General features: G+C 42.5%; 13 protein-coding genes and 4 tRNA genes. All 17 read right to left on the reverse strand.

Translation table 11 applies throughout. From position 1 onward, the window contains the following. Positions 1–1,140 precede the first annotated feature (1,140 nt). Positions 1,141–1,216, reverse strand: a tRNA-Glu gene (locus tag VQ643_RS15115). Positions 1,217–1,253: 37 nt separating this feature from the next. Beyond that, a tRNA-Ala gene (locus VQ643_RS15120) sits at positions 1,254–1,329 on the reverse strand. Positions 1,330–1,387: 58 nt separating this feature from the next. Continuing rightward, positions 1,388–1,463: transfer RNA gene (locus VQ643_RS15125), tRNA-Glu, on the reverse strand. 49 nt (positions 1,464–1,512) lie between these two features. Continuing rightward, positions 1,513–1,588 (reverse strand) — tRNA-Ala (locus tag VQ643_RS15130). Positions 1,589–1,681: 93 nt separating this feature from the next. Next, positions 1,682–3,454, reverse strand: coding sequence for an ABC transporter ATP-binding protein (locus VQ643_RS15135; protein WP_414201079.1), 1,773 nt, complete (start codon positions 3,452–3,454; stop codon positions 1,682–1,684). Positions 3,455–3,496: 42 nt separating this feature from the next. Then, complete coding sequence (locus tag VQ643_RS15140) at positions 3,497–4,144, reverse strand: DsbA family protein (RefSeq protein WP_414201082.1); 648 nt, start codon at positions 4,142–4,144, stop codon at positions 3,497–3,499. Positions 4,145–4,173: 29 nt separating this feature from the next. After that, positions 4,174–4,866, reverse strand: coding sequence for a 2-C-methyl-D-erythritol 4-phosphate cytidylyltransferase (ispD, locus tag VQ643_RS15145; protein WP_414201084.1), 693 nt, complete (start codon positions 4,864–4,866; stop codon positions 4,174–4,176). Then, a complete protein-coding gene (gene ftsB, locus VQ643_RS15150; protein WP_414201110.1) occupies positions 4,863–5,144 on the reverse strand; it encodes a cell division protein FtsB in 282 nt (93 codons plus the stop codon). Before ftsB ends, ispD begins: the two co-directional genes overlap by 4 nt. A 93-nt stretch (positions 5,145–5,237) precedes the next feature. Further along, positions 5,238–6,527 (reverse strand): phosphopyruvate hydratase, encoded by a 1,290-nt coding sequence (eno, locus tag VQ643_RS15155; RefSeq protein ID WP_414201087.1) that lies wholly within the window; start codon positions 6,525–6,527, stop codon positions 5,238–5,240. Between the two features lie 42 nt (positions 6,528–6,569). Beyond that, positions 6,570–7,415 (reverse strand): 3-deoxy-8-phosphooctulonate synthase, encoded by an 846-nt coding sequence (gene kdsA, locus VQ643_RS15160; protein ID WP_414201090.1) that lies wholly within the window; start codon positions 7,413–7,415, stop codon positions 6,570–6,572. A 4-nt stretch (positions 7,416–7,419) separates the two neighbouring features. Continuing rightward, a complete protein-coding gene (locus VQ643_RS15165; protein WP_414201092.1) occupies positions 7,420–9,048 on the reverse strand; it encodes a CTP synthase in 1,629 nt (542 codons plus the stop codon). 181 nt (positions 9,049–9,229) lie between these two features. Further along, the gene (tilS, locus tag VQ643_RS15170; protein WP_414201094.1) at positions 9,230–10,543 is read right to left on the reverse strand and encodes a tRNA lysidine(34) synthetase TilS; all 1,314 of its coding nucleotides are present in this window, start codon (positions 10,541–10,543) and stop codon (positions 9,230–9,232) included. A gap of 55 nt (positions 10,544–10,598) precedes the next feature. Further along, the gene (accA, locus tag VQ643_RS15175; RefSeq protein WP_414201097.1) at positions 10,599–11,552 is read right to left on the reverse strand and encodes an acetyl-CoA carboxylase carboxyl transferase subunit alpha; all 954 of its coding nucleotides are present in this window, start codon (positions 11,550–11,552) and stop codon (positions 10,599–10,601) included. Between the two features lie 82 nt (positions 11,553–11,634). Then, the gene (gene dnaE, locus VQ643_RS15180; protein ID WP_414201100.1) at positions 11,635–15,156 is read right to left on the reverse strand and encodes a DNA polymerase III subunit alpha; all 3,522 of its coding nucleotides are present in this window, start codon (positions 15,154–15,156) and stop codon (positions 11,635–11,637) included. Positions 15,157–15,346: 190 nt separating this feature from the next. Further along, positions 15,347–15,490, reverse strand: a complete 144-nt coding sequence (locus tag VQ643_RS15185; RefSeq protein WP_414201102.1) for a hypothetical protein — start codon at positions 15,488–15,490, stop codon at positions 15,347–15,349. 154 nt (positions 15,491–15,644) lie between these two features. Beyond that, positions 15,645–15,959 carry a hypothetical protein gene (locus tag VQ643_RS15190; RefSeq protein ID WP_414201105.1) on the reverse strand — a complete coding sequence of 105 codons (315 nt, stop codon included), beginning with the start codon at positions 15,957–15,959 and terminating at the stop codon, positions 15,645–15,647. A gap of 59 nt (positions 15,960–16,018) precedes the next feature. After that, the gene (locus VQ643_RS15195) at positions 16,019–16,396 is read right to left on the reverse strand and encodes a hypothetical protein (protein ID WP_414201108.1); all 378 of its coding nucleotides are present in this window, start codon (positions 16,394–16,396) and stop codon (positions 16,019–16,021) included. Positions 16,397–16,525: the final 129 nt, after the last annotated feature.

A 16,525-nucleotide genomic window follows, 5' to 3' on the forward strand; every position in this document is an offset into this window, starting at 1 on the left:
ATTTTAAACTCACCACAATATTGCATAGGGCTATACTCTAAGAATTAACTAAATATAAAAAGCAAGAAAATTAAATAGGATTCTAAAAATTATGACAAAGTCACAAATTAATAGATTTTAACATTTTGAAGTATTGAGCTCTAAGCTCCTCAAAATTCTCCCATATAAAAGTCATTCCTTAGCTGTATCACAACTAAAGGAAAGATCATAAAACTCGTTACAATAGTCATACTGTCCAAAGAAACTATCAAACAAATTTCCTGCCTGTTCATACTCTTCAAAAGTAAGTATCAAATCCGTATTTAACGCCCAGAGTAATCATAATATACAAATGGTATACAGGATTAATGATATTTTCATCATAGCTTCAGCCATTTCCTATAATCTTTCGCATCAACAGGTTCGAACTCTGAGATGTAAAAATATTCTAATTATTTTCTGAAAGTAGCTATGTAAAAAAGAGAGAATATTATGGTGAATATAAATAAAAATCCCTATCTTTCCTTGACATAATATTTTATTTATTCTCTCTATCATATCTATTATTTTCTTTTATATAAATGGATAGTGATATGTACTATCTTCCAATAAGTAATCTCTTTACTTTCGCAGCCTGCGCTTCCACCATGGCCAACTTCAGCAGGATGATGATCCATCCCAAATATAAGCAAACAAAGCAATAAAAACATGACAAACCTATTTACACTAACTTATCAGATCAATTTTTTGAAGATAGTAGCCAAATATGGTTTAGTGTAGTGATATTACTTAGATTTGGGCAGAAAGGTTGATTGTATGCTGCAGGCATCAAAGATTATTTACCAATGAGCTGTCTGGCTATGCCATTGATAGGCTCATGATTTCTCAATTGGTTTATGATGTTTTGAACATAGCAATCTGTAATCAAAAACCATCGAAAGGATTAGACTGGATAACACCAAGACAACCAGCAAATTTATATTATGAGCGTTATGCCACATAATGAAAATCGTCTAAATTAAAGCCTCTATATTTGACAACATAGGTCACTTATTTATTTGAAGGCAGATCACGTTTAATTGAATAACTTATTTAGTAATACGCTTATTTTAATTTTTAAGCATAAAAAAACCCAACTCATAAGAGCTGGGTTTTTAATTATGGCGTCCCCTAGGGGACTCGAACCCCTGTTACCGCCGTGAAAGGGCGGTGTCCTAGACCACTAGACGAAGGGGACAAAACCTTCAACAAATACGCTAGTATTTGCTAGTGTTTGGTGGAGCTAGACGGGATCGAACCGTCGACCTCTTGCATGCCATGCAAGCGCTCTCCCAGCTGAGCTATAGCCCCGTAGATACAGGATACTTTCACACAGCGTTAATAAGCAATGCTCATTAACTAGAAATATTGGCGTCCCCTAGGGGACTCGAACCCCTGTTACCGCCGTGAAAGGGCGGTGTCCTAGGCCACTAGACGAAGGGGACGCAAAACCCTTCAAAACAACTTTCGTTGCAAAACCAAATTATAAAAATTTGGTGGAGCTAGACGGGATCGAACCGTCGACCTCTTGCATGCCATGCAAGCGCTCTCCCAGCTGAGCTATAGCCCCATCGATAAGGACGGGCGCATATTACGGAGAACGCCCTCGCCTGTCAACAAAATTATTCAAATTTATTTGGCATTACAATCACTTAGATTAGCGCTAAGCTTGCAACTGTCCGTATAAGCTTTGATACAAGCCTTGATTTTCCAGCAACGTTTGATGATTACCCTGCTCTACTACCACACCATCATCCAGTACGATAATACGATCAGCCTGCTTCACTGCACTCAAGCGATGGGCAATAATTAAGGTAGTGCGTTGTGCCAAAAAAGCATTTAACGCTTGATGAACACCCTGCTCAGTAGAAGCATCTAAAGCAGAGGTTGCTTCATCTAAGATCACCACATGAGGATTGGCCAACACCATACGCGCAATAGCTAGCCGTTGGCGCTGGCCGCCAGATAAACGCACCCCTGAGCGTCCAATGATGCTATCTAAGCCTTGCGGCATAGCTTCTACTGTTAATTTCAACTGGGCTATTTCTAAGGCTTGCCAGCATTGCTCATCCGTCACCTCTCGCCCCATACATAGGTTAGCCCTTAGGCTGTCATTAAATAATGATGGGTGCTGTAAGACCACAGCAACATGCTCACGTACTTGGCTAAAGCCAATTTGTGTTACATCTATATTTTGATAACAAATACTGCCGCTCTCAGGCGAATATAAACCTAACATAAGTTGCACTAATGTGCTCTTACCGCCACCGCTAGCGCCTACTAACGCAACTTTTTCCCCCTGCGCAATACTAAAGCTTAAACCTTGTAGAATAGGTTGCTGAGCATAGGTAAAATGCAAATTTTTAACTTCAATAGAAACACTATGGCGATGTAAGAATGGATTTTGTTGCTCGGCGTACTCAGGTTCCACGCTTCGTGCCAATAATTGGTTAATACGAGATAAAGCCCCATCAGCCGCATAAAAAGCGTACTGTAAATTTAGCAACTGCTCTACAGGACCAATCATAAACCAGAGATAGCTAAAAACAGCTAGCATTTGCCCAATACTTAGATCAGAAAACAGCACAGTAAGCATGGCAACAGCACGAAACACATCAATTCCTAATTGAAATAACAAACCACTACTGCGCGCAGAAATATCTGTTTTCCATTGGGAAGCGGTGGCTTTATCACGTACGTCTTGGGCATAGCCTCGAAGCCTTGAAAAAAAGAACCCTTGGCGATTACTGGCGCGAATTTCTTGGATAGCATCTAGGGTTTCAGTTAAACCTTGGGTAAAGCGTGCAGTACTGTCATTTTCTTTTTTCTTTAATAATTTAACGCGTTTACCTAATAAAACAGTGGCATAAACAACAATAGGGTTAAAGATTAAAATTAGTACAGCTAGCTTCCAATTCATCCATAACAAAATGCTGGCTGTGCCTAGCAAAGTTAGCATGGCAATCACAAAGCGACTAAGTGTTTCGCCAACAAACTTATCTATTGTATCTAAGTCAGTTACTAGGTGCGTGGTGACACTACCTGTACCTAAGCTTTCATACTCCATTAAGGATAAGCGTTCTAGCTTTGCCAGTAGCTTTTGCCTTAACTCAAACACAATATGCTTAGCTAACCCTGCAAAGAGCTTGGACTGACCTACACTAAACAGAAGCGACGCTATACGCAACACAGCAGTAAAGCCAAGCATCAAGAAAATATAGCCTATAGCGCCATGCCAAGCACTCGGCAGTATCTGCTGCATAACAAAGACAGCTTGCGCTTCTTGATGTAACAGCACCTCATCTACCAACAAAGGCAATAATAGAGGGATAGGAACGCTACATAAAGTGGTAAAGATAGCGAGCAAATTCGCGAGCAATAAGGATTTTTTATGTTGCCAAGCAAGTTGGCGAATATAAGACCAAGTTAATACCATAACACCATCATTGAAACTGCCTAAATAAAAATACGAAAAAAATTAAGCACCACCAATATTGTGCTTTAGCCAGCGCTCCAGTAACCCTGTTAATGCTGAAAATTCTTGATAACCATTGGTCAGCAAAGCAAGCTGACCTTTATGCTCGGCCAGTAAGGTTGGAAAACCTGAAATTCCCAAACTAGCCACCCATTGAAAGTCATCCAAGGTAGCCTGCTGCATGGCTTTACTATCAAAAGCCTGTGCAAAATGCTTTTTACTATAGCCTGCTTGTTCTGCAATATTAAGTATTTCTCTAGCTTGTGTAATATCGACCAGATTCACATAAAACGCCTGTTGTAAGCGCTGCACAAACGACCATAGTTTAGTTTTATCTAACTCACGGGCCACCACTAAAGCACGATCAGCCGGTTCTGTGTTATATACAAAACCCGCAGGCAAAGCACCTTCCAAGGTAACAGGCTGGCCTGTTCGCTCCTGCACCGCACGCCAATGGCTTAGAATAATCTGTGCTTTTTGCTCTGTTAAACCCAGCTTCACATGTGGGCGCAAGCCGCCTGCTCGAAGTGTTAAAGCAACATTATATTGCCCTGCTTGAGCGGCCAATTGCTGCATTACAGGGCTAAACCCCCAACACCAAGAGCACATAGGATCCATAATATAGATTAAACGAGAACTCGGCTTTGCCATGGCATCCTCATGTTAACAAATACAATTCGTTAATTACCTTGCGCCCAGAGCGCACTGAGTAATTTTAAGTCTTCAGGGCGGGTGATTTTTAAATTATCACTTCTGCCTTCAACTAATTGAGGTGAAAAACCCGCCCATTCCATAGCAGAAGCTTCATCTGTAATAGCTACACCAGCGGCCAGCGCTTGAGTTAAGGCTTGGCGCAATGGCCCAAGACGAAACATTTGCGGAGTTAAAGCCTGCCAAACACTACTGCGATCTAAGGTTTGCGCTATTCGACCTGCACTGTCAACTTGTTTCAAGGTATCTTTGGCAGGCACAGCTAATAAGCCACCGACCCCATCTGCTGCCAATGTATGCACTAAATGGCTTAAGTCGCTTTGGCTTAAATTAGGACGCGCAGCATCATGCACTAATACCCAGTCTTGCTCATTAGCACCTACCGATTGAAGATGCTGTAACCCATTAAGCACCGAGTCTGCCCTCTCTTTACCACCAAGCACGCTTTGAACACGAGGATCAGTAGCACAGGATAAAGCAGCCCAATATGGGTCATTCTGAGCGATAGCTACAACAATGCCCCACACACCTGAATGTTTAAAAAAACAATCTAGAGTATGTTCAATCACTGTTTTATTGAATAAAGCTAAATATTGCTTTGGCCGATCAGCCTGCATCCTTGAGCCAATCCCTGCAGCGGGAATCACTACCCAGAACTTCATTGCACCAGCATATAAAAGGTTTCGTTTTCTTTAATCATGCCTAACTCTTGACGAGCACGTTCCTCAACAGTTTCCAAGCCCTTTTTCAACTCAGAGACTTCCGCTTCAAGAACATGATTACGCTCTAATAAACGCTCATTTTCATTTTGTTGATCAATAATTTGCTGATTTAATTGCGCAAGATGCTCAACACTGCCTTCCCCTTTCCACACACGGTATTGCAAGCCTGCCAAGAGCAAGATTAAGACTGCAAATAGCCAATAAGGGGTTTTAGTCATGATATCGCCTAAAAAACGTAAATGTGGCTGTAAAAAACAAGCCCAATGATCATACATTGGGCTTGCTAAGACATAAATAGCTAAAGTGTGGGTTTAGCCACGAAATTCGCTACGGCCTTTATAAGGGGCTTGACTGCCTAACTGTTCTTCAATACGTAGCAATTGATTGTATTTAGAAACACGATCAGAGCGGCATAACGAGCCTGTTTTGATTTGCCCAGCGGCTGTACCTACAGCTAAGTCAGCAATAGTGCTGTCTTCTGTTTCACCGCTACGGTGAGAAATGACGGCGGTATAACCTGCTGCTTTAGCCATTTGAATAGCTTCTAGCGTTTCGGTTAAAGAACCAATTTGGTTGAACTTAATCAAAATTGAGTTCGCAATAGATTGGTCAATACCTTGTTTTAGAATTTTCGTATTGGTTACGAACAAGTCATCGCCTACTAACTGTACCTTTTCACCGATTTTTTCGGTCAGCACTTTCCAACCAGCCCAATCTGATTCATCCATACCATCTTCAATAGAGATAATTGGATAACGCTGAGTTAGTCCGGCTAAGTAATCAGCAAAACCTGCAGCATCAAACTTTTTACCTTCGCCTGCTAGATCGTACTGTGCGTCTTTGTAAAACTCTGAAGAAGCGCAATCTAAGGCTAAAGTAACGTCATCACCTAGTTTATAACCTGCATTAGCTACCGCTTCTGCAATGGCCGCTAAAGCCTCTTCATTAGAGGCTAAGTTAGGGGCAAAACCACCTTCATCGCCTACGGCTGTATTTAAACCACGCGCTTTCAATACAGTGCGCAAGTGATGGAAAATTTCAGCGCCCATACGTAAAGCATCGGCAAAGTTTTTTGCGCCAACAGGCTGAATCATAAATTCTTGAATATCAACATTATTATCTGCATGCTCGCCACCATTGATGATATTCATCATAGGCACAGGCATAGAGTAAACCCCTGGCGTGCCATTTAGGTCAGCAATATGTGCATATAACGGTACACCCTTAGCTTGTGCGGCTGCTTTAGCTGCTGCCAAAGACACGGCTAAAATCGCGTTAGCGCCTAATGTCGCTTTATTTTCTGTGCCATCTAACTCAATCATAATCTGATCAAGTTCTTTTTGCGCTGTAGCATCCTTACCTAATAACGCCTCACGAATTGGACCATTTACATTGGCCACCGCTTTTAATACGCCTTTGCCTAAGTAACGTGATTTATCACCATCACGTAGCTCTAGTGCTTCACGTGAGCCTGTAGATGCACCTGATGGGGCACAAGCACTGCCCACGATGCCATTATCTAGAATAACGTCAGCTTCTACAGTTGGGTTGCCACGAGAGTCAAGAACTTCACGTCCTTTGATGTCGACGATCTTTGCCATTAGGATGGACACTCCGTAATTTAACAAGTCAACAAGCGCTTATTACGCTGTTTCTATTGGGGAGAAACTTTTTACTAAGTCATCTAATTGCTTAAGCTGTGCTAAAAACGGCTCAAGCTTATCTAAGCGTAAGGCACAGGGACCGTCACACTTAGCCTGTTCAGGTTCAGGATGTGCTTCCAGAAACAGACCTGCCAAACCTTGGCTCATGCCAGCTTTAGCTAAGTCAGTTACCTGAGCACGGCGCCCACCGGCTGAATCAGCACGGCCACCAGGCATTTGTAGCGAATGGGTAACATCAAAAAAGACTGGATAATTAAATTGCTTCATGATGCCAAAACCTAGCATATCAACTACAAGGTTGTTATAACCAAAAGCTGAGCCGCGCTCACAGAGAATTAATTGATCATTACCTGCTTCTTCGCACTTTGTCAGAATATGTTTCATTTCATGCGGTGCTAGAAACTGGGCTTTTTTGATATTAATAATGGCGCCAGTTTTTGCCATTGCCACAACTAAATCAGTCTGACGTGACAAGAATGCAGGTAACTGAATAATATCACAGACTTCAGCTACTGGCTGGGCCTGATAAGGCTCATGCACATCAGTAATAACAGGCACATTGAAGGTTTTTTTAATTTCCTCAAAAACCTTCATCCCTTCATCTAAGCCGGGGCCGCGAAATGAATTAATTGATGAGCGGTTGGCTTTGTCAAAACTGGCTTTAAATACATAAGGGATACCAAGTTTTTCAGTTACCCTTACATATTCTTCACAAGCACGTAACGCCAAATCGCGCGACTCAATAACGTTAATACCGCCAAACAAAACAAAGGGTTTATCGTTTGCCATTTCGATATCAGCAACGCGAATGACTTTTTGACTCATATGCTTAGTTACCTGCTTTATGTTTTAGGGCAGCATTAACAAAACCACTGAATAGTGGATGTCCATCACGAGGCGTAGAGGTAAACTCTGGATGGAATTGGCATGCCACAAACCATGGGTGATTTGGCGCTTCAACCACTTCAACCAGCGCTTTATTACCAGAACGACCTGAGATAATCAGTCCAGCAGCCTCAAGATCGGCCAGTAAGGTATTGTTCACTTCATAGCGATGACGATGGCGTTCAACAATTTTATCTTTAGCGTAAGCTTTAAATACATTAGTGCCTTGTTTTAGCAAACACTCTTGCGCGCCTAAACGCATAGTGCCACCAATATCACTGTCTTCTGTGCGCTGTTCAACATCACCTTCGGCGGTTACCCATTCAGATATCAGAGCAACTACAGGATGAGTTGAATCTTTAGCAAACTCTGTTGAGTTGGCGTCACTCCAACCTAATACATTACGCGCATATTCAATAACAGCCACTTGCATACCTAAGCAAATACCAAGGTAAGGCACGTTATTTTCACGAGCAAATTGTGCCGCTTTAATTTTGCCCTCAACACCGCGTAAACCAAAACCACCTGGTACTAAAATGGCATCTACATTTTTCAGTTGATCAACACCATTAGTTTCAATTTCTTCAGAGTCAATATAGCGTAAGTTCACTTTAGTGCGGCTATGAATACCTGCGTGACTCATAGCTTCAATCAATGATTTATAAGCATCCAGTAACTCCATGTATTTACCAACCATGGCGATAGTCACTTCATTTTCTGGATTTAACTTAGCATCAACAACACGCTCCCACTCACCAAGATCGGCTGCTTTGCAATCAAGCCCGAAACGCTCAACAACAATATCATCAACGCCCTGACTGTGTAGGATGCCTGGAATTTTGTAAATAGTATCTGCATCCGGCAAGCTGATGACGGCGCGCTCTTCTACGTTGGTGAACAATGCAATTTTACGACGTGAATCGACATCAATTGAGCGATCTGAGCGGCAAATAAGCATATCAGGCTGCAATCCAATTGAACGCAGCTCTTTAACGCTATGTTGTGTTGGTTTTGTTTTAGTTTCGCCCGCTGTAGCAATGTATGGCACTAAGGTTAAGTGCATTAACATGGCACGTTTAGCACCTACTTCTACACGTAGCTGGCGAATAGCCTCTAAAAACGGCTGAGACTCGATATCACCTACTGTACCGCCAATTTCAACCATAGCGATGTCAGCATCACCTGCACCTTTGATAATGCGGCGCTTAATTTCATTAGTGATATGAGGAATAACTTGAATAGTAGCACCTAGGTAGTCACCACGACGTTCACGACGAATCACATCTTCATAAACACGACCAGTAGTGAAGTTGTTATTTTGCGTCATGGTTGTGCGCACAAAGCGCTCATAGTGACCGAGATCGAGATCCGTTTCTGCACCATCTTCGGTAACAAAAACTTCACCGTGCTGAAATGGGCTCATAGTGCCTGGATCTACGTTAATGTACGGATCCAACTTTAGTAGGGTCACTTTTAAACCGCGTGCTTCCAGAATGGCTGCCAATGAAGCGGAGGCAATACCTTTTCCCAATGAGGAAACAACACCGCCTGTAACGAATATAAAACGCGTCATAAAAAATCCTGGAATTTTGCGTTTAGGCGGCAACCCGCCGAGAAAAGAGTTGAGGTTATTCTGTTCTATAAAAAACAAAAATTGCGCAGCTTATGTAGCCGCACAGGAACCTATCTAAGACGGGAGAATAGTTTACGACAAAGCCTAAGTTTACTCAAACCCCGATAGGTAAAAAAATAACTTATTGTTGCTTATTTGCTTTTGGTGGCAGCCAAGTTAAGCAGACTGGCTGACTTTGAGCATCCATTAAGCGAGAAAAATTAGCTACTGCAATTAGCTGATCATTGGCCCATAACAGCGGTAAACGATTACGTATAAATGTTGGAAGCTGTACTTCTTGTAATAAACGTTTTAAGTCACGCCTTCCACGACCTTTCAACGATATAACTTCACCACCTTTTCGATAGGCAATGCGATAGGTTTTAGTTATATCAAAATCTCCTTTAAGGATTAAACTACCATTACCTTCAAGCGCTAACTGCTGCTCATTTATGGGTTGAATATTTTGTTCAAGCTCAGGATTATTTAACCAATCGGCTGACAACCAAAAAATAAACTGCGCAAAACGCACTAACTGCCCTGATGCAAGTTGCCAACAAGGTTCAGCATCGACTTTAGCATCACGCAAGTTGATCCACCCAGCCCAGTGCGCTGTATCAGGTAATTGAGTATAAGGCCGCAACCAATAACGCAAGGCATTTTGTTGGCGCGCCAGTGATAATTCACGAAGGATAGATAAATCTAAACAAGGTAGTGCCAGCCAGCCAATAGGCTGAGCTTGCGCCTTTGCAATATCCTCTTGCGCCAATTCATCAAGTAAGGATTGCGCCTGCTGCATATGCTGCGCCATACGCTGCAAACTCACCAAACTTTGCGGCCAGCGCTGTTGGAGGGCAGGAAGTATACTCTGGCGCAAGTAGTTACGATCATAGTCAGCATCACTATTGGTAGGATCTTCTACCCAAGTTAATTGCTGCTGCTGTGCATAGGCTTCTAGCTGAGTACGAGAGCACTCAAGCAAAGGTCGTAACAAATACCCCTTTGCTAATGGACGGCACTTCGGCATACCGGTCATGCCTAACACACCACTACCTCGAACAGCTCGAAACAGTAGGGTTTCAGCCTGATCATTTAAATGATGTGCCGTAATTAGACAATCGCCTGCTGCCAGTAAGCGAGAAAAAACCTGATAACGGGCATTGCGCGCAGCTTGTTCAAGGCTAGCACCTTGCTCCACCTGCACATAGTGCACTTGCAAAGTAAGATCCCAGGCATCGCATAGCTGCTGACAAAAAGCGGGCCATTGATTAGCTACTTCTTGTAATCCGTGATGTACATGGACTGCATTTAATTTAGGTAAAGCTTGGTTTTTTCTTAGCTCACACAACGCATGCAGCAAGACAACAGAATCTAAACCACCCGACAGTGCAACCCACCAATTGGAGGCATTTAAATAGGGCGTAAGCTGTTTAAGAAGTGATGCTAAAATATTCACAATAGGTTAGTTAGGTACAAAGGCGTGAATAACCTTTGTACCTGAACGCAATAAATTAAGCGATACCAAAACTCATAATTTTTTTGTAGCGCCGATCAAGCAACTCATCTTTATCTAGCACTGTTAACTCAGCTAACTGGCTAATTAAAGAGGCTTTTAGGGCGGCTGCAATTTGTTCGTAATCACGATGTGCGCCACCTAGTGGCTCATCAATGACATGATCCACAATACCTAAACCTTGTAGACGATCAGCCGTGACTCCCATTGCCTCAGCCGCATCAGCTGCTTTATCTGCTGTTTTCCAAAGGATAGAAGCACAACCTTCTGGAGAAATAACCGCATAGGTTGAGTATTGCAGCATATTTAAATGATCGCACACACCAATCGCCAAAGCACCGCCTGAACCACCTTCCCCAATTACAGTAGAAATGATTGGCGTTTTTAGGCGCGACATTACGCGTAAGTTCCATGCAATGGCTTCGCTTTGACCACGTTCCTCTGCATCAATGCCTGGATAGGCACCAGGGGTGTCAATAAACGTAATAATTGGCATATTAAAGCGCTCCGCCATTTCCATTAGGCGGCAGGCTTTACGATAACCCTCAGGGCGCGGCATACCGAAATTACGACGCACCTTTTCACGCACTTCACGGCCTTTTTGCTGGCCAATAACCATCACTGGCTGGCCATCAAGACGGGCAATGCCACCTACGATAGCGGCATCATCGGCAAAATGACGATCACCGTGTAATTCTTCGAACTCAGTAAAAATAAGATCAATATAATCTAGCGTATAAGGACGTAGCGGATGGCGCGCTAACCGTGCTTTTTGCCAAGTAGAAAGATCAGAGAAGATGCTCTTAGTTAAAGACTTACTTTTTTCTTCTAAACGCGTGATTTCTTCACTGATGTTTAAATGTTCGTTGTCATTGCCCACCAAGCGTAGTTCTTCGATTTTTGCTTGCAGGTCAGCAATTGGTTGTTCAAAGTCCAGAAAATTCGGGTTCATTAGTCATCCACTCTACGTCTGCGACCGGAAGTCGAAACGGCAGTTTACTTACATTTACGCGTGTTATAAAACTCGCCGCCTATTATCGATAATTCAAAAAGACGTTATCACGCCCAATAAGGTCACGTAAGCTTGAAATCAATTTATCAGTTGGTTCTACCAACCAGTCATCATTAAACTGTAAAACAGCACTGGCGCCAGCACTTGAATACTCCAATGTTACAGGACAACGGCCTTTATGCTGGGTCAGTAAATCTGCAACACGTGCCAATAATTCAGGGGTAACTTTAGCATGCTGCGCTTGAATTCTCAGGCTATCTGCCAGTTTGGTACGCGCTTCCTCTAAGCTATACACCTGCTTAGTACGAAAACGTAAACCACCTGAAAAGTCATCATGGCTCGCCTCGCCCTCAACCACAATGAGCACATCTGTTTGCAATAAAGCCTGCGCCTGAGCAAAAGCATCAGCAAACAATGATACTTCTATACGTCCTGAGCGATCATCTAAGGTGACAAACCCCATTTTGTCACCTTTTTTATTTTTCATAACCCGCATATTGACGATTAAGCCCGCAATAGTTTGGCTATCACGTGATGGGCGCAAATCGCAAATACGCTGACGGGCAAAACGTCTGACTTCTTTTTCGTATTCGTCAATGGGATGACCTGTCAGGTACAACCCTAAGGTTTCCTTTTCACCTTGCAAGCGCTCTTTTAAGCTCAGTTCACGCACTTTCTTATAGTGTGCGTACACATCTGTTTCTGGCTCAGCAAATAACCCGCCAAATAAATCTTGATGGCCACTAGCTTCATCTCGTGCGCTTTGCTCGGCTGCTTGTACGGCTTCTTCTAAAGAGGCCAGTAAAATGGCACGGTTTTGGTTGATATGCGCTTGATAGGCTTTGAAATCATCATTATAGAGTGGACCTAAACGGTCCAATGCACCACAACGAATCAGCGCATCCATAGTCCTTTTATTAATTCGTTTAAGATCAATTCGGGCACAGAAGTCAAAAATATCTTTAAAGTTTTGCTCGCCACGCCCTTGCACAATAGCTTCTACAGGGCCCTCACCCACACCTTTAATAGCCCCCAAGCCATAGACAATACGCTCAGACTCATCCACCGTAAATTTATAATCTGAAACATTCACATCAGGTGGCACTATGGTGAGTTTCATATGGCGGCATTCTTCAATCAGCGTAACCACCTTATCGGTATTATGCATATCCGCTGATAGTACTGCTGCCATAAACTGCGATGGGTAGTGTGTTTTTAACCATGCGGTTTGATAAGACACAAAGCCATAGGCAGCGGAGTGCGATTTGTTAAAACCATAACCGGCGAACTTTTCTACCAGATCAAAGATGTTGCCTGCTAAATCTCCATCAATCCCATTAGCCGCACAACCCTCAATAAAACCGCCACGTTGCTTAGCCATTTCCTCAGGTTTTTTCTTACCCATGGCACGGCGCAACATATCAGCACCTCCAAGGGTATAACCTGCCATAACCTGTGCAATCTGCATCACCTGTTCTTGATACAAAATAATGCCGTAAGTGGGCGCAAGAACAGGTTTTAAACCTTCATATTGATAATCTGGATGTGGATAGGCGAGTTCTGCACGTCCATGTTTTCGGTTAATGAAGTCATCCACCATGCCTGATTGCAAAGGCCCAGGGCGGAACAAAGCCACCAAAGCAATAAGATCTTCCAAACAGTCTGGTTTGAGCTTTTTAATGAGCTCTTTCATACCACGGGATTCCAATTGGAATACCGCTGTGGTTTCTGCTTTTTGCAACAATTGATAGGTTGGTTTATCGTCCAGAGGAATTAAGGCAATGTTTTCTGGCGGCAAACCTAATTTAGCGCGATCACGGTTAATAAATTCCATCGCCCACTTGATAATGGTTAGGGTTCGCAAGCCTAAAAAGTCAAACTTGACCAAGCCTGCTTGCTCTACGTCATCCTTATCAAATTGTGTGACTAAACCTGAACCATCTTCCTCGCAGGAAATAGGCGAAAAATCGGTTAATTTAGTCGGAGCGATAACCACACCGCCAGCATGTTTACCTGTCCCACGCGCTACACCTTCAAGCTTTAACGCCATTTCCCAGATTTCAGCGGCTTCTTCATCGTTTTTCAGAAAATCGCGTAATGGCTCTTCCATTTCATAGGCTTTTTCTAAGGTCATGCCTACTTCAAAAGGGATCATTTTTGATAAACGATCGGCCAAACCATAGGATTTTCCTTGTACCCGTGCCACATCCCGCACCACCGCTTTAGCCGCCATAGTGCCGAAGGTAATAATCTGGCTAACGGCGTTACGTCCGTACTTTTGCGCCACATAATCAATCACGCTGTCGCGTCCATCCATGCAAAAGTCAACGTCAAAGTCAGGCATAGAAACCCGTTCTGGATTCAAGAAGCGCTCAAACAGTAAGTCATAGGTCAATGGGTTTAAATCGGTAATATGTAAGCAATAAGCAACCAGGCTGCCTGCGCCTGACCCTCGCCCTGGACCTACAGGCACATCGTTATTTTTTGCCCATTTAATAAAGTCCATAACGATAAGAAAGTAACCAGGAAACCCCATTTGAATAATGATATCTAGCTCAAAATTCAAGCGATCAACAAAGATTTGGTATTCTTGATCATAATTAGGCGTGTCTTTGGGTAAATCTATAGCTAGGCGTTCCTCTAAGCCTTCAAAGGATACATGACGCAAATAGTCATCAATCGTCATGCCTTCAGGCACAGGAAAGTCGGGTAAAAAGTGCTTGCCTAGCAATACATCAATATTACAGCGCTTAGCAATTTCAACTGTGTTCTCAAGAGCCTCAGGAATATCAGCAAATAGCTCTGCCATTTCTTCTGCGCTTTTTAGATACTGCTGATCGCTGTATAAGCGTGGACGACGTGGGTCATCTAGAATGCGCCCTTCACTGATACAAACGCGGGTCTCATGGGCTTCAAAATCATCTTGTTTTAAAAACCGTACATCATTGGTTGCAACAACAGGAAGATTTTTTAAGGCAGCCAGCTTGACTGCAGCATGGACATGCTCTTCCTCTTGTGGGCGCTGAGTACGTTGTAATTCTAGGTAAAAGCGGTCACCAAAAACACTGAGCCACTCATCGGCTAAGCGCACGGCTTTTTCTTCATCACCTGCGAGCAGCGCTCGCCCTATTTCACCTTCACGCGCACCGCATAAAGCAATAATATCCTGCGCTTGAGCTTTAACCCATTCACGGTCAATGATTACTAAGCCTTGACTCTGGCCCTCGGTAAAACCGCGTGAAATAATTTCCGTTAGGTTGCGATAACCTTCTGGTGTCATCGCTAACAAGGTCATACGTGTTAAAGGTGCATCCGTATCTTGGGTATTTCCCAGCCAAATATCGCAACCACAAATAGGTTTAATACCAGCGCTGTTGGCTGCTTTGTAAAACTTGACCAAAGAACACATATTGCTTTGATCAGTTACAGCTACAGCAGGCATATTCATAGCAGCCACAGCTTTAATCAGTGGTTTAATGCGCACCAAACCATCAACTAGGGAGAATTCACTGTGTAATCGAAGATGAATAAAGGGTACGGACATGAGCAACTCAATCAAAAAATAAGTCTTGTATTGTAGGCATAAGACCAGAAAAACTAAACTCTAGCCTATTGTGTCTGCTTAACCTAGCATTACGTTATTTTTTTGCTTTACCTATCAATATAATAAGTACTAATGCTGGGGCGGACACACGACCTGAGTGCAACTGGTTTAATGAATTGATGCTGCTCTATTATTGCTCAAACATAATGGGCAAACTACCTGCTACTTGTTGAGGAGAATAGCCATCTCGCAACATGACAATGACCACTTCAAAAAACTCAGCATCATGTGCTAGCTTAGGTTTAGGCCGACAGCTCAGCCTGCGTGCTTGCATTGGCTTCTACGCTGAATAAGCTGTGTACCTCGCGACTGATGGTAGAAGGAGAATATTGATAATACCAACGAGTGCTTAGCCCTCTTTGGCATTATTGATACCTATTAAATTTAGTACGTTTTGCTTTTAAATTATTTTTTAGCTATTTAAAGATTTACTTATGTATAGATAAATCATTATCGTATAACTTTGAAGCTTGCATTGCTGGCTTAATAGTTTCAAACCACGTATCACTCACCCACTGATAGAGCTCAGCAGGAACAGAGTCTGATAATTTACTTTCAAATTCATCTAATATTAAATTATAGGCTATCATATACTGTTTCTCTGTTAACTCATCAAAGGTTATTGGTCCCTCATGTCCTTGCTCACCATCATAAAAATAAAAAGCAACTCGAACAATCTCAGGCTCTGTTGATAATGCTTTTTTAAATATAGGCAATACGTACTGCATTCTTGCAAAATTCATACTGCACACAGCATCTAGACAGGTGCCGAAATGAAAACACGCGCTCATTATAAACTCTCCTATTGAAAAATAATGATTCTACTTTGCTGGCTTTTTGGTAATGAATTAATATGATTAATAATAATATTTTGATATTTCTTATCAAAAAAACTAATATCCATAGGAACAAAATCAGCTTTCTTTAAGTGGTCTTGTATACCTATAATATTTTTCGGCCAGTTCCTCTCAAAATTCTGATTAAGCATACCTGCTTGATGTGCATCTTTAGGTGAATAAAACATATCTACCGTCTTTCCTTTATTCATACCTGATGTAATTACAAAGTCAGCACTTATACCATGGGCATGGGCCACTCTTTCTAACTTTCCAACAAGGACATATTCCATCTGTGCTGCAATAGCTGCTTTCTTGCTTGCTTTGGCTGGTTTTGTAGCCAATACCCGTTTCTGCTTTAGCAAGGACGCCGTAGCTTAGGTCGCTATAGGCTTGGTAGCCTTGCGCATTTTAGCTTTACATTCCTTGCTATTTTTGAAAGCTTCTTCAATAACGATAGCGGCAGATGAAGT

Source organism: Pseudomonas sp. F1_0610 (genome assembly GCF_047470865.1).
Taxonomy (GTDB): Bacteria; Pseudomonadota; Gammaproteobacteria; order Pseudomonadales; family Pseudomonadaceae; genus JAZDRH01.

What these genes read in the sequence shown, in the direction of transcription:
- VQ643_RS15135 (WP_414201079.1), bottom strand. Translation starts at nt 3,454, where the DNA reads ATGGTATTAACTTGGTCTTATATTCGCCAACTTGCTTGGCAACATAAA.
- VQ643_RS15140 (WP_414201082.1), bottom strand. Translation starts at nt 4,144, where the DNA reads ATGGCAAAGCCGAGTTCTCGTTTAATCTATATTATGGATCCTATGTGC.
- ispD (WP_414201084.1), bottom strand. Translation starts at nt 4,866, where the DNA reads ATGAAGTTCTGGGTAGTGATTCCCGCTGCAGGGATTGGCTCAAGGATG.
- ftsB (WP_414201110.1), bottom strand. Translation starts at nt 5,144, where the DNA reads ATGACTAAAACCCCTTATTGGCTATTTGCAGTCTTAATCTTGCTCTTG.
- eno (WP_414201087.1), bottom strand. Translation starts at nt 6,527, where the DNA reads ATGGCAAAGATCGTCGACATCAAAGGACGTGAAGTTCTTGACTCTCGT.
- kdsA (WP_414201090.1), bottom strand. Translation starts at nt 7,415, where the DNA reads ATGAGTCAAAAAGTCATTCGCGTTGCTGATATCGAAATGGCAAACGAT.
- VQ643_RS15165 (WP_414201092.1), bottom strand. Translation starts at nt 9,048, where the DNA reads ATGACGCGTTTTATATTCGTTACAGGCGGTGTTGTTTCCTCATTGGGA.
- accA (WP_414201097.1), bottom strand. Translation starts at nt 11,552, where the DNA reads ATGAACCCGAATTTTCTGGACTTTGAACAACCAATTGCTGACCTGCAA.
- dnaE (WP_414201100.1), bottom strand. Translation starts at nt 15,156, where the DNA reads ATGTCCGTACCCTTTATTCATCTTCGATTACACAGTGAATTCTCCCTA.
- VQ643_RS15185 (WP_414201102.1), bottom strand. Translation starts at nt 15,490, where the DNA reads ATGCAAGCACGCAGGCTGAGCTGTCGGCCTAAACCTAAGCTAGCACAT.
- VQ643_RS15190 (WP_414201105.1), bottom strand. Translation starts at nt 15,959, where the DNA reads ATGAATTTTGCAAGAATGCAGTACGTATTGCCTATATTTAAAAAAGCA.